We start from the raw sequence: 18411 nt of genomic DNA on the forward strand, positions 1-18411 counted from the left end.
GGCCGTTCAGTCCTCGAGCACCTCGTCGGCCGGCTCGGCCTCCTCCCAGGCGGGGATCTCGGTGGGGTCGAGCGGCTGCTCCACCTTGTTCGGTTCGGCACCACCGAAGCGCCGGTCCCGGTCGACGTACATCTGCACCGCCTGCCACAGGTCGCGGCGGTCGAAGTCCGGCCAGAGCTGGTTCAGGAAGACCATCTCGGCATAGGCCGACTGCCAGACCAGGAAGTTGCTGGTGCGCTGCTCGCCCGAGGAACGGACGAACAGGTCCACGTCGGGGATCTCGGGCTCGTCGAGGTAGGCGCGGAAGCTGGTCTCGGTGATCCGTCGCGGGTCCACCCGGCCGGCCTTGACGTCCTCGGCCAGGGCGCGCACCGCGTCGACGATCTCGGCGCGGCCGCCGTAGTTGCAGCAGAACTGCAGGGTGAGCGTGGTGTTGTCCTTGCTCTGCTCCTCGGCCGCCTCCAGCTCGCGGATCACCGAGCGCCACAGTCGCGGCCGTCGCCCGGCCCAGCGCACCTTCACGCCCAGGGCGTCGAACTCGTCGCGGCGGCGGTGGATCACGTCGCGGTTGAAGCCCATCAGCCAGGCCACCTCGTCGGGGGAGCGCTTCCAGTTCTCGGTGCTGAAGGCATAGGCGCTCAGGTAGGGGATGCCCAGCTCGATGCAGCCCTCGATCACGTCGAACAGGCTGGCCTCGCCGCGCTGGTGGCCCTCGGTGCGGCGCAGGCCGCGCTGCTTGGCCCAGCGGCCGTTGCCGTCCATCACGATGGCGACGTGCCGGGGCAGCAGGGAGGGCTCGATCTGGGGTGGCCGGGCCCCGCTGGGGTGCGGGCTCGGCGGACGCTTCTCGGGACGCTGGTAGGTCTTTGCCACGCCGAGAGACTAGCGCGGGCGGGCTTGGGCGCGGTGGGAGAATGGCCGGGTGCCCACCTATCGTGACGATGCCCTCGTGCTGCGCACCCACAAGCTGGGTGAGGCGGACCGCATCATCACGCTGCTGACCAGTCGGCACGGCAAGGTGCGCGCGGTGGCGCGCGGGGTGCGCCGCACCTCCAGCAAGTTCGGTGGCCGGTTGGAGCCCTTCAGCCATGTGGACATCCAGTTCGCCCAGGGTCGGGCGCTCGACGTGGTGGCGCAGGTGGAGAGCCTGCACGCCTACGGCGAGCCGCTGCTGGCCGACTACGAGGCCTACACCTGCGGCCAGGTGATGCTGGAGACCGCCGACCGGCTGGTCTCCGAGGAGGGCCAGCCCTCACCGAGCCAGTACCGGCTGCTGGTGGGGGCGGTGCGGGTGCTGGGCGAGGGGACCACCGACGGGCCCCGCCCGGCCGCGATGGTGCTGGACTCCTACCTGCTGCGCGCCCTGGCGACGGCCGGCTGGGCACCCTCGCTCTCGGACTGCGCCCGCTGCGGCATCGAGGGTCCGCACGCCTTCTTCAACCCCTCCGCGGGTGGCATGGTCTGCGTGGACTGCCGCCCGCCCGGTTCGGCACGTCCCAACCCGGGCACCGTCGACTACCTGCAGGCCCTGCTCACCGGACGCTGGGAGCTGACCCGGGGCGTCGCTGCGGCGCAGCAGCGTGAGGGATCCGGTCTGGTGCAGGCCTTCGTGCAGTGGCACCTGGAGCGCGGCCTGCGCTCGATGACGATGGTGGAGCGCAGCTATGCCGAGGCCCACCACTCCCAGCTGCGGCAGCAGCCCCAGGGCTGAGCCGGCCGGCTCAGCAGTCGGAGCAGAGGCCGAAGAGCTCGATCTCGTGGCCGGCATCGCGGAAGCCGTGCTCGGCGGCCACCTCGCTGGCCCAGGCCTCCACCACGTGGGCGCTGATCTCCACGGTGCGGCCGCAGTTGCGGCAGACCAGGTGGTGGTGGTGCCCGTCGGAGCACTGCCGGTAGACCATCTCGCCGTCGTCATTGCGGATGGCGTCCACCTCGCCGGCCTCCGCCATCGCCTGCAGGGTGCGGTAGACCGTCGCCAGGCCCACCTGGTCACCCGCGGAGCGCAGGTCCTCGTGCAGCTGCTGGGCGCTGCGGAAGCCGTCGCCCTCCTCCAACAGGGCGCGGATCGCCAGCCGTTGGCGGGTGACGCGCTGCACCGGGCGGGCACCGGTGGAAGCGGTGCTGGTCGAGGACGCGGTGCTGGTCGAGGAATCAGTGCTCATCGAAGTGGTCTCCATGGGGTGCGTGGCGGTGGCCGTCGTGGAGGTAGTCCACATGGTCTCCGTGCTGGATGGCCACGTGCTGCGGATCGTGCTCGTGGAAGGGCTGGCAGGCGATGACATGGTCCTCGTCCTCGTGCTCCTCGGCCACCAGCAACCTTTCGCGACGCCTCTCCAGCAGGCGCGTGACCGGCCAGGTGGCCAAGAATACGACGATCGCGCAGACCACGATGCTGGCACCGGAGGCCGTGTCCCAGAAGTAGGAGCCCAGGGTGCCGCCCACCGCCACCACGGCACCGATGGCCATGGCGCCCAGCAGCGAGCCGCGGAAGCTGGTGAACAGGTTCTGCGCGGTGGCCACCGGGATCACCATCATGGCGCTGACCAGCATCAGGCCCACGGTGCGCATGCTGATGGTCACGGTGAGGGCGGCGAGCACCACCACCAGCAGGTTCATCCAGCGCACCGGCAGACCCAGCACGCGGCTGAAGTCCTCGTCGGCGCAGATCGCGAAGAGCTGCGGCGCCAGGCCCACGCACAGCGCCACGACGACCACGGCCAGGGCGGCCACCGCCCAGACGTCGGTGGAGGAGAGCGTGGTCAGCGAGCCGAACAGGAACTGGGAGAGGGCGCCCGCACCCTGCCCGGCGATGCCGGCCATCATCACGCCGGAGGCCAGGCCGCCGTAGAAGAGGATGGCCAGGCCGATGTCGCCGGTGGCGCGGCCCTGCTGGCGCAACAGCTCGACGAAGACGGCCCCGAGGACGCAGACGCCGACCGCCAGTGGCAGGGGAGCGGTCTGGGTGACGAAGGACAGGCCGACGCCCGCGACCGCGACGTGGCCCAGCCCGTCGCCCAGCAGGCTGAGCCGGCGCTGCACGATGTAGGTGCCGATGGCCGGCGACATCAGCCCGCTGAGCAGGGCGGCCAGCAGCGCCATCTGCATGAAGGGCATGGACAGGATCTCGCTCATCGGCGGCCTCCCTCGGACGGCAGGGGTGCCTCGAAGGGCAACGGGGTGGCCGAGCGGTGCGGCACGTGGTGGTGGTCGTCGGCGCCGGTGCCCGGCAGCAGCGGCCCGTCGTGGATCACGCGGCCGTCCTGCAGCACCACGGAGCGGTCGATCAGCTCGGCCAGCGGGCCCAGCTCGTGCAGCACCACCAGGAAGCCGAGGCCCTCGGCCTTCAGCTGGCGCAGCACCCGGGCCAGGCTGCGCTGGGTGGTCATGTCCAGCCCGGCCAGCGGCTCGTCGAGCACCAGCAGGTCGGGGTTGACGCACAGCGCGCGGGCGATCAGGGCGCGCTGCTGCTGACCGCCCGAGAGGCGCACGAAGGAGGCCTTGCGCCGGTCGGTGAGCTTCACCTTCTCCAGGGCGGTGTCCACCGCGGCCCGGTCGCGGCGGCGCAGCGGCATGAAGGCGGACCGCTTGGCCAGCCGGCCGGAGGTGACCACCTCCTCGACGGTGGCATTGGCCAGCTGCAGGCTGCCGCGTTGCGGCACGTAGCCCACCCGCTGCCAGTCGTGGAAGGAGCGCAGCGGGGTGCCGAAGAGCCGGCGCTCGCCACCGCTGGTGGGGGTCAGCCCCAGCAGCGTGCGCACCAGCGTGGTCTTGCCCGAGCCGTTGCCGCCCAGCAGGGCGACGGTCTCGCCGGGCATGACGTGCACGTCGATGCCGTGCAGGATCTCGTGGCCCTGCAGGGTCACGACGAGCCCGCGCCCCTCGATGAGGGGCGCGGGCTCGGAATGCTGTGCTGCAGCCTGGTCAGGCGGCGGGGTCTGGCTCACTGGCATCCGTTCGCGGTCTGGAGGGCCTTGAGGTTGGCCTTCTGCACTGCAATGTAGTCGCTGCCGCGCGATTCCTTGGTGATGCCCTCGAGGGGATCCAGCACGTCGGTCTTCAGCCCCAGGTCACCTGCGATGGCCTTGGCCTGCGCGGGGGAGACCAGGGTCTCGTAGAAGATCGTGGTGACGCCGTGCTGTTTGGCCAGCTTCTGCACCTCGGCGACGCGCGCCGGGGAGGGCTCATCATCAGGGCTCAGGCCGGAGATGCCGATCTGGGTCAGGCCGTACTCCTTGGCCAGGTAGCTGAAGGCGGCATGGGAGGTGATGAACTCCTTGCGCTGGCAGTTCTTGAGGCCGGCGCGGAAGTCATTGTCGAGCGCCTCGAGGTTCTTCACCGCGGTGGCGGCGCCGCTCTTGTAGGCCTCGGCATCGGCGGAGTCCACCTCGGCCAGCTGCTTCTCGATGCCCTGGGTGATGGAGACCATGTTCTTGGGGTCCAGCCACTGGTGGGGGTCGGTGCCGCCGTGCTCGTGCTCGTGGTCGTGGCCCTCGGCCTCCTCGGAGGCGTGGGCGTCGGCACTCTCGGAGGCGTGGGCGTCGGCACTCTCGGAGGCGTGGGCCTGGGCCTCGTGGTCGTGGCCCTCCTCCTCGGTCTCGGTGGAGGGGATCATGGTGACCAGGGTGGAGACGTCCACCACGTGCTTCGGCTTCGCCTGCTCGACGGCCTTGTCCACGGTGGACTGGAAGCCCTTCTGGTAGACCACCACGTCCGCATCCGAGAGCGAGGCGATCTGCTTGGGGGTCAGCTCCAGGTCATGGGGCTCGGCGCCGGGCTGGGTGAGGCTGGTGACCTCGGCCTTGTCACCGGCCACCTGCTGGGCCGCATACTGCAGCGGGTAGAAGGCGGTGACGATCTTCAGCTTGTCGTCGGAGGTCTTGGTGCTGCCGGCCTCGGAACCGGAGGAACAGGCCGGGGCCAGGGCCAGCAGGCCGGCCGCGGCGGCCACGAGGAGTCGTCGAGAAGTGGTTTGCATGAGAATCATTATCACTTGCGGCGGGGCTGTGCGCAAATCGATCCCCAGTAGGCTGCCGCCATGCTCGTCATCAACCGCTTCCGGGTGCCCGAGGTGCAGGCGCTCTCCTTCCAGGCGCAGGCCGCCACCGCCGTCGACCTGTTCCGCACCAAGGCCGGGCTGGTCTCCATCGACCTGGTGCAGAACCTGGACGATCCCGAGCTGTGGGCCCTGGTGACCCGCTGGGAGAACGTGGGCAGCTACCGGCGTGCGCTCGGCGGCTATGAGTCCAAGGTGACGATCGTGCCGCTGCTCAGCCTGTCGATCGACGAGCCCAGCGCCTTCGACAGCGCCGACGAGGTGGGCCAGAACCTGCCGCGCGACACCTATTGACCGGGCGGCGGCGCGGCGAACTCCTCGACGAAGCTGACCAGGCCCAGCGTCGTGCCGCGGCGCCTTCCGCCGTGGCGCGCCCGTCCCCCGTGATGGCGCGGGACCGATAGGCTCGACGCTGGCGGAACCGCCCGCACTCCCGCGGTGCACACGCCACCCGACACCAGCCTGGTGCCGGGCCCAATGAGGACTTGGAGTAGAAGTGGCACCCAGCACACTCGACAACGTGATCAGCCTGTGCAAGCGACGGGGGTTCGTCTTCCCCTGCGGCGAGATCTACGGCGGCACCCGCGCCGCCTGGGACTACGGCCCCCTGGGCGTCGAGCTCAAGGAGAACATCAAGAAGCAGTGGTGGCGCTACATGGTCACCGGCCGCGACGACGTCGCCGGCCTGGACAGCTCCATCATCCTGCCCAAGCAGGTCTGGGTGGCCTCCGGCCACGTCGGCGTCTTCACCGACCCGCTGACCGAGTGCCTGAGCTGCCACAAGCGCTTCCGCGCCGACCACCTCGAGGAGGACTTCGAGGCCAAGCACGGCCGCCTGCCCGAGAACCAGACCGAGGTGAACTGCCCCAACTGTGGCAACAAGGGCCAGTGGACCGAGCCGCGTGACTTCAACATGATGCTCAAGACCTACCTGGGCGTCCTGGAGGACGAGTCCGGCCTGCACTACCTGCGCCCCGAGACCGCGCAGGGCATCTTCGTGAACTTCAAGAATGTCGTGCAGTCCAGCCGTCGCAAGCCGCCCTTCGGCATCGGCCAGATCGGCAAGAGCTTCCGCAACGAGATCACCCCCGGCAACTTCATCTTCCGCACCCGCGAGTTCGAGCAGATGGAGATGGAATTCTTCGTCAAGCCCGGCACCGACGAGGAATGGCACCAGTACTGGATCGACGCCCGCACCCAGTGGTACGTCGACCTGGGCATCGACCCGGCCAACCTGCGCCACTACGAGCACCCGCAGGAGAAGCTCTCGCACTACTCGAAGCGCACCGTCGACATCGAGTACAAGTTCGGCTTCGCGGGCAGCGACTGGGGCGAGCTCGAGGGCATCGCCAACCGCACCGACTTCGACCTCAAGACCCACTCGGAGCACTCCGGCGTCGACCTGAGCTACTTCGACCAGGCCGCGGGCGAGAAGTACATCCCCTACGTGATCGAGCCCGCCGCCGGCCTGACCCGTTCCCTGATGGCCTTCATGGTGGAGGCCTACACCGAGGACGAGGCCCCCAACACCAAGGGTGGCGTCGACAAGCGCGTCGTGCTGAAGCTGGACCACCGCCTGGCCCCGGTGAAGGCCGCCGTGCTGCCGCTGAGCCGCAACGAGCAGCTCTCCCCGAAGGCCAAGGAACTCGCTGCGGCGCTGCGCAAGAACTGGAACATCGACTTCGACGACTCCCAGGCCATCGGCAAGCGCTACCGACGTCAGGACGAGATCGGCACCCCGTACTGCATCACGGTGGACTTCGACACGCTCGAGGACAATGCGGTCACCATCCGCGAGCGCGACACCATGCAGCAGGAGCGCGTGGCGCTCGACCAGGTGGAGGGCTACCTCGCCCAGCGCCTGATCGGCTGCTGACCCAGACATGGCGCAGGCCCCGCCCGGAGCTGTCCGGGCGGGGCCTGCTGCGTCGTGGCCGACGTCCACGCCGGCCGGGGCTCACGGCCAGGCGATCACCGTGGCGCCGGAGCAGGTGGTGCTGCCGTACTCGATGCGGCACTTCTCGTCGAGGTTGGTGGTCACCGTGACGCCGGTGGCGTCGCTGGGCCACTGCCAGATGAAGCCGGGCACCTGCACCGCATAGGGTGCCCGCCCGTCCACCGGGACCAGGGCCACGTAGCTCGGGGTCTGGCGGGCGTCGATCACCACGGCCTCGTTGACCGTGAATCCAGCCACGCGCCCGCGGTCGGCGTAGATGCTGGGCAGGTCGAGCACCTTGGTGCCGCTCCAGGTGTAGAGCGTGGCCACCCACTGGGTGCCATTGGACTGCAGCTCCGAGCGGGTCACCCAGAAGCCGGGCCCGCCCTCCTTGACCAGGCGCGAGTAGGCGAGGTCGCTGGTGCTGGTGGCGCCGGTGGCCAGGTCGAGCTGCCAGTGGTGCAGCGTCTCGTCCTGGGTCCACAGGTGCACCACCGGGCCGTCCACCGAGGAGTGCCAGATGGTGCCGGCGATCGCGTCCACCGCCTTGCCCGCGTACCAGACCTCGTTGGCGCCGTTGCCGCTGGCCAGCTGCACCGGCCGCCCGTTCCAGCTGCCGATGGTCACCAGCGGGCCGATGGGCTGACGGGTGGGCGTCGGGGCGGGGGTCGGCGTCGGCTCCGGGGTGGGAGTTGGTGTGGGCTTCGGCGGCGTGGTGGGCTTCGGCTTGGTCGGCTTCGGGGCCGGCTTGGTGGGCTTCGGACTGGGCAGCGGCTTGCCGAGCCGGGCGGAGGCCTTGCTGGAGGCGCCGTGGGCGTTCACCTGCCCGGTGATGACCACGGTGCTCGCGCGGCCCGCCGAGGACCAGCCGGTGAGGGTCACCCGTTGCTTCAGCATGGCCCTGGTGACGGTGAAGCTCACCACCGCGCGGGCCCGGCTGCAGCTCTCGGTGCGCGCCGCGAGGCGCACCGTCCGCTGGCCGGCCCGGAGGCTGGTCGACAGGCTGCGGCAGTCGATCGCCGCGCTGCTGGTGGTGCTGATCCGCATCGTCCTGCCGACCTGCTTGCTGCTCACGGCCGGGCTGGCGACGTACCAGCGCACCGGTGACTGGCGGCCGGGGCTCCCGCTGGGGCGGGTGAAGTCGGCGCCGACCACGGTCTGGCTGGTGCGGGCTGCGGCGTCAGCTGCGGGCAGGGGGGTGGCTGCGGCAAGGACGAGGCCGGCCGCGCTGAGTCCGACGAGGGTTCTGCTGCTCATGACACGCTCCCGAGTGGGGTTGGAGGGTGAGCTCGTGCGTGGCTGCGGTGCCGCGACGCGAATCCTTGCGGTCAAGATAGACCTGTGGAGCCACGGCGTGGAAGGGGATCCAAGCCATGTTTGCCCACCCGACGGGCGGGTGGCCGACTTGGCTGCGACAGATGCGGTCCAAGGCTTTCGGAGGACCGTTCCGCGCCCTAGGCTGGAAGCGTTGCCTTCATCGTGGAAGAAAGTAGGTCCGTCGTGACGCACCCCCAGTTCGTGCTGCTGCAGGACGACAGCACCGCCCTCCTGCTGGACTGCGCCGGACCCTGGTTGCCGCGCGTGCTGCACTGGGGAGCCCCGCTCGGTGAGCTGGACCAAGCCGGTGTCGAGCAGATCCGGCAGGCCGTCGCCCATCCGCCGATGCACAACGGCATCCCCGACGAGGGCTACCAGGTCTCCCTGCTGCCCGAGCAGTGGGCCGGCTGGACCGGCCATCCCGGACTGTCCGGATCGCGTGGCGGCCGGGCCTGGGCGCCCCGTTTCACGGTCGGTTCCGTCGAGGCGGAGCAGCGGCGCGCCGTGGTGCACGCCGTCGACACCGACGCCGCCCTGGAACTGGAGCTGACCTGGGAACTGGCCGCCGGCGGCCTGCTCAGCACCCGGGCGCAACTCACCAACACCGGTGCCGACGGCTACCAGCTCGACCAGCTGCTGCTCTGCCTGCCGGTTCCCGCCCGCGCCGGTGAGCTGCTCGACTTCGCCGGGCGCTGGGGCAAGGAGCGCGTCCCGCAGCGTCGGGCCATGACGGTGGGCAGCCACTGGCGCGAGGGGCGCCACGGCCGCACCGGCGCCGACTCCGCCTTCGTGCTGCACCTGGGCGAACCCGGCTTCGGCTTCCGGGCCGGGGAGGTCTGGAGCGTGCACACCGGCTGGAGCGGCAACCACGTCCACTACGCCGAGCGCACCCTGACCGGTGACCAGGTGATCGGTGGCGGAGAGCTGCTGCTGCCCGGCGAGATGGTGCTGGACGCCGGCCAGTCCTACACCAGCCCCTGGGTGCACTTCGCCCACGGCCAGGGCCTCGACCAGGTGGCCGCGAGCCACCACGCCTTCCTGCGCGAGCGCCACCCGGTGGATGCGGCCCGTCCGGTCACCCTGAACGTCTGGGAGGCGGTCTACTTCGACCACGACGCCGACCGCCTGCTGGACCTCGCCCGTCGTGCCTCCCAGGTGGGCATCGAGCGCTTCGTGCTCGACGACGGCTGGTTCGGCGCCCGTCGCGACGACCACGCCGGTCTGGGCGACTGGGTGGTGAGCGACGAGGCCTGGCCGCAGGGCCTGCACCCGCTGGTCGACGAGGTCACCCGGCTGGGGATGCAGTTCGGCCTGTGGTTCGAGCCGGAGATGGTCAACCCCGACTCCGACCTCGCCCGCGCGCACCCGGACTGGGTGATGCAGGTGCCGGGACGGCTGCCGCTGGAGTCGCGCCACCAGTGGGTGCTGAACCTGGGCATCCCCGAAGCCTATGCCCATGTGCGCGACCAGCTGATGGCCCTGCTGGACTGCCATGCCATCAGCTACATCAAGTGGGATCACAACCGCGACCTGGCCGATCCCGGCACCTCGCCCGAGGGCCGTCCCGGCGTTCACGAGCAGACCCTGGCCTTCTACCGCCTGGTGGACGAGCTGAAGGCCGCCCACCCCGGGCTGGAGATCGAGTCCTGCAGCTCGGGTGGCAGCCGGATCGACCTGGAGGTGATGCAGCACTGCGACCGGGTCTGGGTGAGCGACAACATCGACCCCACCGACCGCCAGCAGATGATGCGCTGGACCGCGCAGCTGCTGCCCCCGGAGATGCTCGGCTCCCACATCGCCTCGGGGGCCTCGCACACCACCGGCCGCAACCACGACATCGCCTACCGGGCGGCCACCGCCGTCTTCGGCCACCTGGGGGTGGAGTGGGACCTGGCGAAGGCCACCGATGAGGAGCTGCGCCAGCTCACCGCCTGGATCGCCTGGTACCGGGAGCACCGCGAGGTGCTGAACGCCGGCCGCCTGGTGCGGGTCGACCTGGCCGAGCCCGGGGCCTTCCTGCACGGCGTGGTCACCGAGGAGGTGGCGGTCTTTGGCTACACCCTGCTGGAGCTGCCCACCACCTGGAGCCCGGGCACCATCACCCTGCCCGGCCTGGATCCGTCGGCGCGCTACCGCGTGGAGCACCTGGACCTCACCGTCCCCCAGGGCCAGGAGCAGCCGGCGCCGGTCGAACTCACCGGCCATCAACTGGCCACCGTCGGCCTGCGCGCCCCGCAGGTGCTGCCGGAGCGCACCCGGATCCTGGTGCTGCACCGGCTCTGAGGCCGGCCCGCACAACACCGGGCCGAGACGACACGGCGCCGACGAGACGGCAAGGGCCCCGGACACCAGTGGGTGTCCGGGGCCCCCGTGCTGCCGGGGCTCAGCGGGCGGCGCGCAGGATGTCGATGATCCGGGGCCGCATCTGCGCCACGGTGATCACCTCGTCCACCGAGCCCACCCGCACGGCGCGGTGGATGTCGTGCACGCCGTCGAACTCGGTGGCCACGGTGCTGATGGTCTCGGCCTTGACGCTCTCACGCACCTCGTCGAGCTCGGCATTGAAACCGGCCTTCTCGGTCTCCGGGGCGGCGGCGACGGCCTGCTTGAGCGCCACCACCCGGGGGTCGGCCTCGACGCGCTTGGCCACGTCGCGGGCGAAGACCACCGCCGCGGCCGGGGCACCACCGATCACCGAGGCATAGGAGCCCTCCAGCGCCAACACCGTCATGTTCGGGTTCAGCGACTTCGAGAAGACCACATAGGCGCCGCCGTGGTAGCGGCTGATCACCACGAAGATGATCGGGCCGTCGAAGTTGACGATGGCACGCCCGATCTCGGCGCCGTACTCCAGCTGCAGGTTTCGCATCGACTCGGGTGAGCCGTCGAAGCCCGACAGGTTGGCCAGCACCACGACGGGGCGGTTGCCGGTGGAGGCATTGATGGCGCGCGCCACCTTCTTCGACGAGCGCGGGAACAGGGTGCCGCCGCTGAAGCTGTCCGGGCCGTCCGCCGGCAGCAGGCCAGCCCGGGGGACCGGCTTGCTCTCGATGCCGATCAGCGTGATCGGCATGCCGCCGATGGTGGTGTCGTGCACCACCGCGGTGTCGGCCTCGGCCATGGTGGCCCAGCGCTCCAGCGGCTCGTGGTCGGCATCGGCCACCGCCCGCATCACCGAGCGGATGTCGAAGGGCTTCTTGCGCTCGGCATTCTTCTCGGCACTGAAGATCTCGCCCACCAAGGAGAAGTCCGAACCCTCCATCTGGTGCGGGCTGAGACCCACGTCACGGCCGTCCTCGTCGCTGGTGGGCAGATCGCGGGGCCGCTGCTCGCCCGGGGCCACATAGGTGTGCTCGTAGTGGCGCATCAGCACCCGCTGGGCGCCGGCGAGGTCGCTGGCCCAGTACTGGGCCTGGCCGTTCGGGCCCATGATGCGGTCGTGGCCGCCGATGCCGAAGTTGTCCTCGGCCGAGACGCCACCGGAGAAGTCCAGCGACTGCTTGCCGGTGAGCACCATCGCCGAGTCCGGCGTCATCACCAGGATGCCCTTGGTGTGCATCAGCATGGTGGCCTCGGCATTCCAGTAGGGCTGGGCGCCCACATTGATGCCCGCGACGATGACATTGATCTCGCCACCGTCCTGGGTGAAGTTCACGATCCGGCGCAGGGCATGGGCGACCGCGTCGAGGTTCTCGGTGCCGGAGTCCATGCTGATCCGTGCCCCCGAGCTGAGGGTGAACCAGTCGACCGGCAGGCCCAGCTCCGCGGCCCGGTCGATCGCGGCGACGATCCGGTCTGCCTCGGCGCCACCGATCGAGCCGAGCGAGCGCAGCGGGTCACCGAACAGGACGATGCGACGCACGCCCTGCGGATGCACCTCGGTGGGCGTGGTGACGTCGGCCACGATGATGCCCGCGGTGTTCAGGCCGGGTTCGCGGTCCACCTCCACGAGCCGGCCGGACTCGTCGAGGTCGAGCTCGACGGCCCGTCCCCGCGAGGAGGCCACCAGGCCGAAGAGCTCATAGGGGTAGACCATGCCGCGACGGCGGGCGCGCAGCACCAGCTCGTCGTATCGCGAGGCGGTGGCCAGCGGCTCCGGGTCCGGGTCGAGGGTCTGGAAGCGCACCCCGAAGCCGGGCTGGTGGCTGAAGCGCACCACGGTGGGCACCGGTTCGGACTGCCCCGGGCGCGTGATCAGGCTCTGGATCCGGACCTCCGCGATGCCGGCATCGGCGGTGATCGGCGCCAGCTGGGCCTCGATCGCGCCCAGGGCCCGCAGGTCCACGTCGAACTCTCCCCAGACGTGGATCCAGACGTGGTTGTGGTCCAGCTGCTTGGCTGGGGCGGCCTCGGCCCGCGCCCGGCGCACCGCCTCGGAGGCGGTGATCAGGGCACGCTCCAGGTGGGGCATGCCGGTGATCCGGCCCTCGTCGTCGCGCACCAGCGAGAGTCGGCGCACCTGGGTGAGCGCCATGATCCGCTCGTCGGAGGGGTTGTCCTTGGCCACCGCGTCGAGCAGCAGCACGTTGCGGGGCGACTCCAGCCGGCTCAGCTCGAAGTTGGCCAGCCGCTGCATGTTGAGCTGGCGGGCCACCATCGGGTGGAAGCCGCGGCGCACCACGTCCTCGACCGGACGGGCGTCGACGCAGCGGAAGGTGTAGTAGCCCACCGTCCCGGACTGCAGCGGCAGGATCGCGATCGCGATGCGGCGCAGCCGGCAGAAGAAGTCCATCCCGGACAGCGCCTCGGACAACCGAGCGGCCATCTCGTCGCCGTCGGGCGCCCGGTCGCAGAGCAGGTAGAGGTCGACGCTCTGGTGGCGGTCCTGGGCCGGATCGGTGAAGGCCGGATCGCACAGCTCGTCCAGCAGCGTGGCCAGGCCGGAGCCGGGGACGAACTCGTCCAGGTTGCCCACCGTGCTGGAGATGTGGGTGTGGCGGCCGTCGATCTCGTAGTTCGCGGTGGTCACCGCGCGCCCGGACAGGGTGCGCTGCTGCAGGTTGCTGAGCTGGTTGGCGCGGTAGTGGCGCTGGATCAGCACCTCCAGCAACGGCTCCTCGGCGGGCACCTCCTCGGCGGCACGGCCGCGCAGGAAGCCCACCAACCGGTCGGGGGCGCCCACCAGCTCCTCGGTGACGGCCCGACGGGCAGGCCCCTCGGGCAGCGCCTCCAGGTGGCCGAGCAGCTCCGGCACCTGGGCCAGGGCGGCGGCCTGCTCGGCCTCCACGGCGGGGCGCTCGTACCAGCGGTAGCGGATGGAGCGGGCCAGGTCTCCGATGGCGGGGAAGCGACGCTGGGTGGCCAGCACCAGGTGGTCCAGCGTGGCGCGCAGCTCCGAACCCTGGCCCGCAGGACGGTCCTGGCCGCGCCAGGCCTGCAGGATGCCGGTGACCACGGCCACCGCGGGCGACCAGTTCTGCTGCACCAGGAAGAGCCGGTAGACCGCCTCCTCCAGCTTCTCGGAGTGGTCCAGCGAGTCGACGCCGTAGTGGGCCAGCACCCGGGTGAGCCGCTCGGCGAAGGCATCAGGCAGCTGCTCGCGCTCCACGTCCAGCGAGGTGAGGTAGCGCTGGAACCACTCGCGGGTGGTGTGCACCTGCTCGTCCGGGCCGGGGGTGGCGGTGGTGGGGGAGTTGCGGAAGAGCTCGGCCAGTTCGGCGAAGGTCTCCAGCAGGGCCGCCTCGTCGGCCACCGGAACAGGCCAGGCCTCGCGGCCGGCCAGGTACGGCTTCAGCGGTCCGCTCGGGTCGGCGGGGTCTGCGTCGTAGCCGAGCACGACGGCGCGCAGGGCCGCGCGCTGCTCGGCGGGGCCGTCCTGACGGGCATCGGCAGGAAGCTCCAGGTCGACGATCTCGCCGGTCTCCTCGCCCTGCTCGGCCGCCTCGCCCAGCGGCTCCAGGCGCGCGATCGGGGCCCCGGTCTCCACCTGGGAGCCGGCGCGCACCGGGATCTCCTTCACGCGCGCCGCGAAGGGCGCGGTGATGATGGTCTCCATCTTCATGCTCTCCAGCACGATGACCCGGTCGCCGGCGGCCACCACGTCACCCTCCGCGACGGGGGTGGCCACCACCAGGGCGGGGGCCTGCGAGCGCAGCACGCCGCCCTCGTCCTTGCTGACCCGGTGGCCCTGGCCGTCCACCTCGATCATCTGCACCGGGCCGGGGGCGCCGAGCAGCACGCGGTGGCTGCGCCCGCCGATGGCCAGGCGGGCGGTGAACTCGTCGAGCCGGTCGAAGCGGGCCTGCACGCACTCGGTGCTGCCGGCGGTGGTGATGGTGACGTCGAACAGGTTGGGTCCGGTGCGCAGCACGCGCACGGCATGGGTGGTGCCGCGCAGCTTGAGCTCCACCGGGCGGCCCAGCTCGTGGGCGGCCAGCGGGCGGCCGCGACGGGCGGTGTCGAAGAAGCGGGCACGTTCGATCTGCTCGGTGGCCAGGTGAGCCTCGATCCCGGCCACCACCAGGGCGGCACCGGAGCCGCGGGTTGACTGCAGCCGTCCCTCGGCACGCACCCGGTCGATCCAGCCGGTGTCGGCCCAGCGGTGGCCCGCCTCCTCGCCCTGGCGGGGCCCGACGACCTCCGGCTGGTCCAGCAGGTCCAGGATGAAGGACTTGTTGGTGGTGCCGCCGTCGATCACCACCTCGGTCTCCGCCACGGCGCGACGCAGCCGGGCCAGCGCCTCCTCGCGGGTGGCGCCGAAGGCGATGATCTTGGCGATCATGGAGTCGAAGTCGGCCGGGATGGTGTCGCCCTGGCCCACGCCGGTGTCGACGCGGATGCCGGGGCCCTGCGGCAGGGCCAGGTGGTCGATGTGGCCGGGGGCCGGCGCGAAGTCACGGTCGGCGTCCTCGGCATTGAGCCGGGCCTCGACGGCGTGCCCGATCTCGGCGGGCCGCTCGCCGGTCAGGGCGCCACCGCTGGCGACGTGGAACTGCAGCTTCACCAGGTCGGTGCGGGTGGTCAGCTCGGTGATCGGGTGCTCCACCTGCAGCCGGGTGTTGACCTCCAGGAAGGCGAACAGGTCCTCGTCGCTCTGGTAGAGGAATTCGACGGTGCAGGCACCGACATAGCCGACCCGCACCGCCAGCCGCTCCGCGGAGGCCTTGACCTCGGCCACCCTCTCGGGCGAGAGCAGGGGAGAGGCGGACTCCTCGATGACCTTCTGGTTGCGGCGCTGGACGGTGCAGTCGCGCACGCCCAGGGCCCAGGCGGTGCCGTGGCCATCGGCGATCACCTGCACCTCGACGTGCCGCGCGCCGGTGACCAGGCTCTCCAGGAAGACCACGCCGGAGCCGAAGGCGCGCTCCGCCTCGCCGCGGGTGCGCTCGTAGACATCGGTGAGCTCGGCGGCATTGGTCACCTTGGTGATGCCGCGCCCACCACCGCCCGCGGTGGCCTTGAGCATCAGGGGGTAGCCGATCTGCTCGGCCTTCGCCAGGGCCGCCTCCAGGCTGTCCAGGCCGCCCTGGCTCCACGGCGCCACCGGAACACCCACTTCCTCGGCGATCAGCTTGGAGCCGATCTTGTCGCCGAGCTGACGCATGGCCTGCGCGGAGGGGCCGATGAAGGTGATCCCCAGCCGCTCGCAGAGCTCCGCGAAGGCGGGGTCCTCGGCCACGAAGCCCCAGCCCACCCAGGCCGCATCGGCGCCGGTGGCCACCAGGGCACACTCCAGCACCTCGAGATTGAGGTAGGGCCGGGCCGAGGCGGGGCCCAGGTCGTGGGCCACGTCGGCCTCGCGCACGAACATCGCGCCGGCCTCGCCCTCGGTGTACAGCGCGATCACCTGGATCGGCTCGCTGCCGGGGCGCTCCGCATTGAGGTCCCGCACCGCGTGGACCAGCCGCATGGCGGCCTCTCCGCGGTTGATGATGGCGACGCGACTGATGGTCTTCTGCTCGGGCACGGAACCGTCCTGGTCTGGGGGCTGGGGGACTCTGCCCACGTTAGGGCCGCGCACCCCCGACGATGCGTGGGGACGCCCGCAAGGCTGTGGACCCGGCTTTGTGGGAATCTGACAGTCGAGCCCGGCCCGGGCGTCGCCGCATCCGGGACGATGCTCGGCATTGGGGGGTCAGAAGTCCTTGTGCAGTGGAAGATCCCACATCGTTCGGTGATTGACCGAACGGTCGGGATCGTGGGAAGTTGTCCGCGTCGCCAACGACGGCGACCGGACGAGAGGGCCGACCATGGCAGCTGCCCACCCCGTCGACCGGACGGAGAGCCGCGGACGACGACCACGCCCCAAGGACGACACCGCCCTGGCCCTGGTCTTCATCCTTCCCGCCCTGGTGGGCTTCCTGGTCTTCCTGCTCTGGCCCACCCTGCGCGGCATCTACCTGTCCTTCACGAGCTTCAACCTGCTCACCCCGCCACGCTTCGTGGGACTGGACAACTACGTGCGGATGGTCAACGACCCGATCTTCTGGAATGCCGCCAAGGCGACCCTGGAGTACGTGGTGATCAACATCGGCCTGCAGACCGTGCTGGCCCTGCTGATCGCGGTGCTGATGGACCGGCTCACCAGGTCCACGCTGGTGCGCGGCGTGGTGCTGGCGCCCTACCTGGTCTCCAATGTGGTGGCCGCCATGGTCTTCCTCTGGCTGCTCGACTCGGAGCTGGGCATCGTGAACCAGTGGATCGCCTCCTTGGGCCTGGAACGGATCCCCTTCCTCACCGACGAGACCTGGGCCATCCCCACCATCGCGCTGATCAATGTCTGGCGCCACATGGGCTACACCGCGCTGCTGATCTTCGCGGGCCTGCAGACCATCCCGCCGACGGTCTACGAGGCCGGGCGGGTGGACGGCGCCAGCGAGATCGAGATGTTCCGACGGATCACGATGCCGCTGCTGCGCCCGATCCTGGCGCTGGTGCTGATCATGACCGTGATCGGCAGTTTCCAGGTCTTCGACACGGTGGCCGTCACCACCGGCGGTGGCCCGGTGAATGCCTCGCGGGTGCTGCAGGTCTACATCTACGACATGGCCTTCGGACGCTTCCAGTTCGGCTATGCCTCGGCGCTGTCCGTCGCCCTCCTGGTGATCCTGATGGTGATCACCGTCATCCAGTACCGGCTCACCCGGGCCGGCGAGACCGACCTGAGCTGAGGCCGAGATGACCAACCCACTGGTTCCTGCCCCCGCCGCCCTCGTCGACGAGACCCTGCCCCAGGCCACCTCCTCGACGCCTGCCGGTGAGCCGCCCGTCGCGCACCGGCGCCGACCCACCGCCGGTCGCGTGCTGGCCTGGTGCGTGATGGGCCTGATCATCCTGGTGACGCTCTTCCCCTTCTACTGGATCCTGCGCACCGCCCTGTCCACCAATCCCTCGCTGATCGCCGAGCCCACCCGCTTCACGCCCCCGGAGTCCACGCTGGACGGCTTCCGTCGGGTGCTGGGACTGCAGACCGGGCAGGCCGCGATCGATGCCGGCGGCTCGGGTCAGCAGATCGACTTCTGGCGCTACCTGCGCAATTCCGTGGTGGTGGCCACCCTGGTCACCGTCGGGCAGGTCTTCTTCTCGGCGATGGCCGCCTATGCCTTCAGCCGGCTGGAGTGGCGAGGCCGCAACTTCTTCTACGGCCTCTTCCTGGCCGGGCTGATGGTGCCCACCATCTTCACCTTCCTGCCCAACTTCGTGCTGGTCAAGCAGCTCGGCCTGCTCGATTCGCTGCTGGGCATCGCGCTGCCGGGCATGCTGATGACACCCTTCGCGGTCTTCTTCCTGCGGCAGTTCTTCGCCAACATCCCCAAGGAGCTGGAGGAGGCCTCCCTGCTGGACGGCTCCTCCAAGGTGCGCAACTTCTTCACCCTGATCCTGCCGATGAGCTCCGCACCGGTGGCCACCTTGTCGATCCTCACCTACATCGCGGCCTGGAATGACTACTTCTGGCCGCTGATGGTCAGCTACACCGACAAGTCGCGGGTGCTCACCGTGGGACTGTCCATCTTCCGCAGCCAGACCCCGCAGACCGGCCCGGACTGGTCCGGCCTGATGGCGGCCACCCTGGTGGCTGCGCTGCCCATGCTCGTGCTCTTCGCCTGCTTCGCCAGGCGCATCGTGAACTCCATCGGCTTCAGCGGGATCAAGTGAGGACCAGAAC

13 protein-coding genes are annotated in these 18411 nt (G+C 70.4%); 6 read left to right on the forward strand and 7 right to left on the reverse strand.

Annotated features, from left to right (window positions below; all coding sequences use genetic code 11):
- Window positions 1-6: 6 nt before the first annotated feature.
- The gene (locus ABD073_RS08600) at window positions 7-873 is read right to left on the reverse strand and encodes an isoprenyl transferase (RefSeq protein WP_343873650.1); all 867 of its coding nucleotides are present in this window, start codon (window positions 871-873) and stop codon (window positions 7-9) included.
- Window positions 874-922: 49 nt separating this feature from the next.
- On the opposite strand from ABD073_RS08600, the gene recO reads away from it, so the two are divergent.
- Window positions 923-1711: a DNA repair protein RecO gene (gene recO / locus ABD073_RS08605; RefSeq protein ID WP_343873651.1), complete on the forward strand. Its 789-nt coding sequence runs from the start codon at window positions 923-925 to the stop codon at window positions 1709-1711.
- A 10-nt stretch (window positions 1712-1721) separates the two neighbouring features.
- On the opposite strand, the gene ABD073_RS08610 is transcribed toward recO, so the two are convergent.
- The 4 genes from ABD073_RS08610 to ABD073_RS08625 all read right to left on the reverse strand — a co-directional run bounded on the left by ABD073_RS08610 (window position 1722) and on the right by ABD073_RS08625 (window position 4975).
- Entirely contained in the window at window positions 1722-2162 is a 441-nt protein-coding gene (locus tag ABD073_RS08610) for a Fur family transcriptional regulator (protein WP_343873652.1), read from the reverse strand.
- Window positions 2152-3132: a metal ABC transporter permease gene (locus ABD073_RS08615; protein ID WP_343873653.1), complete on the reverse strand. Its 981-nt coding sequence runs from the start codon at window positions 3130-3132 to the stop codon at window positions 2152-2154. The genes ABD073_RS08610 and ABD073_RS08615 overlap by 11 nt, the downstream gene beginning before the upstream one ends.
- On the reverse strand, window positions 3129-3863 hold the full coding sequence (locus tag ABD073_RS08620; protein ID WP_343873655.1) for a metal ABC transporter ATP-binding protein: 735 nt from the start codon (window positions 3861-3863) through the stop codon (window positions 3129-3131). The genes ABD073_RS08615 and ABD073_RS08620 overlap by 4 nt, the downstream gene beginning before the upstream one ends.
- 77 nt (window positions 3864-3940) lie before the next feature.
- The gene (locus ABD073_RS08625; RefSeq protein ID WP_343873656.1) at window positions 3941-4975 is read right to left on the reverse strand and encodes a metal ABC transporter substrate-binding protein; all 1035 of its coding nucleotides are present in this window, start codon (window positions 4973-4975) and stop codon (window positions 3941-3943) included.
- Window positions 4976-5035: 60 nt separating this feature from the next.
- Between ABD073_RS08625 and ABD073_RS08630 the strand changes: the two genes are divergently transcribed.
- Both ABD073_RS08630 and ABD073_RS08635 read left to right on the forward strand, forming a co-directional pair.
- On the forward strand, window positions 5036-5347 hold the full coding sequence (locus tag ABD073_RS08630; RefSeq protein ID WP_343873657.1) for an antibiotic biosynthesis monooxygenase family protein: 312 nt from the start codon (window positions 5036-5038) through the stop codon (window positions 5345-5347).
- A gap of 202 nt (window positions 5348-5549) precedes the next feature.
- Complete coding sequence (locus ABD073_RS08635; RefSeq protein WP_343873659.1) at window positions 5550-6929, forward strand: glycine--tRNA ligase; 1380 nt, start codon at window positions 5550-5552, stop codon at window positions 6927-6929.
- An 81-nt stretch (window positions 6930-7010) separates the two neighbouring features.
- On the opposite strand, the gene ABD073_RS08640 is transcribed toward ABD073_RS08635, so the two are convergent.
- Complete coding sequence (locus ABD073_RS08640; protein ID WP_343873661.1) at window positions 7011-8246, reverse strand: hypothetical protein; 1236 nt, start codon at window positions 8244-8246, stop codon at window positions 7011-7013.
- Between the two features lie 243 nt (window positions 8247-8489).
- On the opposite strand from ABD073_RS08640, the gene ABD073_RS08645 reads away from it, so the two are divergent.
- Complete coding sequence (locus ABD073_RS08645; RefSeq protein WP_343873663.1) at window positions 8490-10589, forward strand: alpha-galactosidase; 2100 nt, start codon at window positions 8490-8492, stop codon at window positions 10587-10589.
- A gap of 100 nt (window positions 10590-10689) precedes the next feature.
- Here the strand turns inward: ABD073_RS08645 and ABD073_RS08650 are convergent, their stop codons facing one another.
- A complete protein-coding gene (locus ABD073_RS08650) occupies window positions 10690-16212 on the reverse strand; it encodes an ATP-binding protein (protein WP_343873665.1) in 5523 nt (1840 codons plus the stop codon).
- A 283-nt stretch (window positions 16213-16495) separates the two neighbouring features.
- On the opposite strand from ABD073_RS08650, the gene ABD073_RS08655 reads away from it, so the two are divergent.
- Entirely contained in the window at window positions 16496-17416 is a 921-nt protein-coding gene (locus ABD073_RS08655) for a carbohydrate ABC transporter permease (RefSeq protein ID WP_343873667.1), read from the forward strand.
- A 7-nt stretch (window positions 17417-17423) separates the two neighbouring features.
- Window positions 17424-18401, forward strand: coding sequence for a carbohydrate ABC transporter permease (locus ABD073_RS08660; protein WP_343873669.1), 978 nt, complete (start codon window positions 17424-17426; stop codon window positions 18399-18401).
- The last annotated feature ends 10 nt before the right edge of the window (window positions 18402-18411 follow it).

It is taken from the genome of Luteococcus peritonei (assembly GCF_039526385.1).
Lineage (GTDB): Bacteria > Actinomycetota > Actinomycetes > Propionibacteriales > Propionibacteriaceae > Luteococcus > Luteococcus peritonei.

Coding starts and splice junctions, on each gene's coding strand:
- ABD073_RS08610 (WP_343873652.1), bottom strand. CDS start 2,162: ATGAGCACTGATTCCTCGACCAGCACCGCGTCCTCGACCAGCACCGCT.
- ABD073_RS08615 (WP_343873653.1), bottom strand. CDS start 3,132: ATGAGCGAGATCCTGTCCATGCCCTTCATGCAGATGGCGCTGCTGGCC.
- ABD073_RS08625 (WP_343873656.1), bottom strand. CDS start 4,975: ATGCAAACCACTTCTCGACGACTCCTCGTGGCCGCCGCGGCCGGCCTG.
- ABD073_RS08630 (WP_343873657.1), top strand. CDS start 5,036: ATGCTCGTCATCAACCGCTTCCGGGTGCCCGAGGTGCAGGCGCTCTCC.
- ABD073_RS08640 (WP_343873661.1), bottom strand. CDS start 8,246: ATGAGCAGCAGAACCCTCGTCGGACTCAGCGCGGCCGGCCTCGTCCTT.
- ABD073_RS08655 (WP_343873667.1), top strand. CDS start 16,496: ATGGCAGCTGCCCACCCCGTCGACCGGACGGAGAGCCGCGGACGACGA.
- ABD073_RS08660 (WP_343873669.1), top strand. CDS start 17,424: ATGACCAACCCACTGGTTCCTGCCCCCGCCGCCCTCGTCGACGAGACC.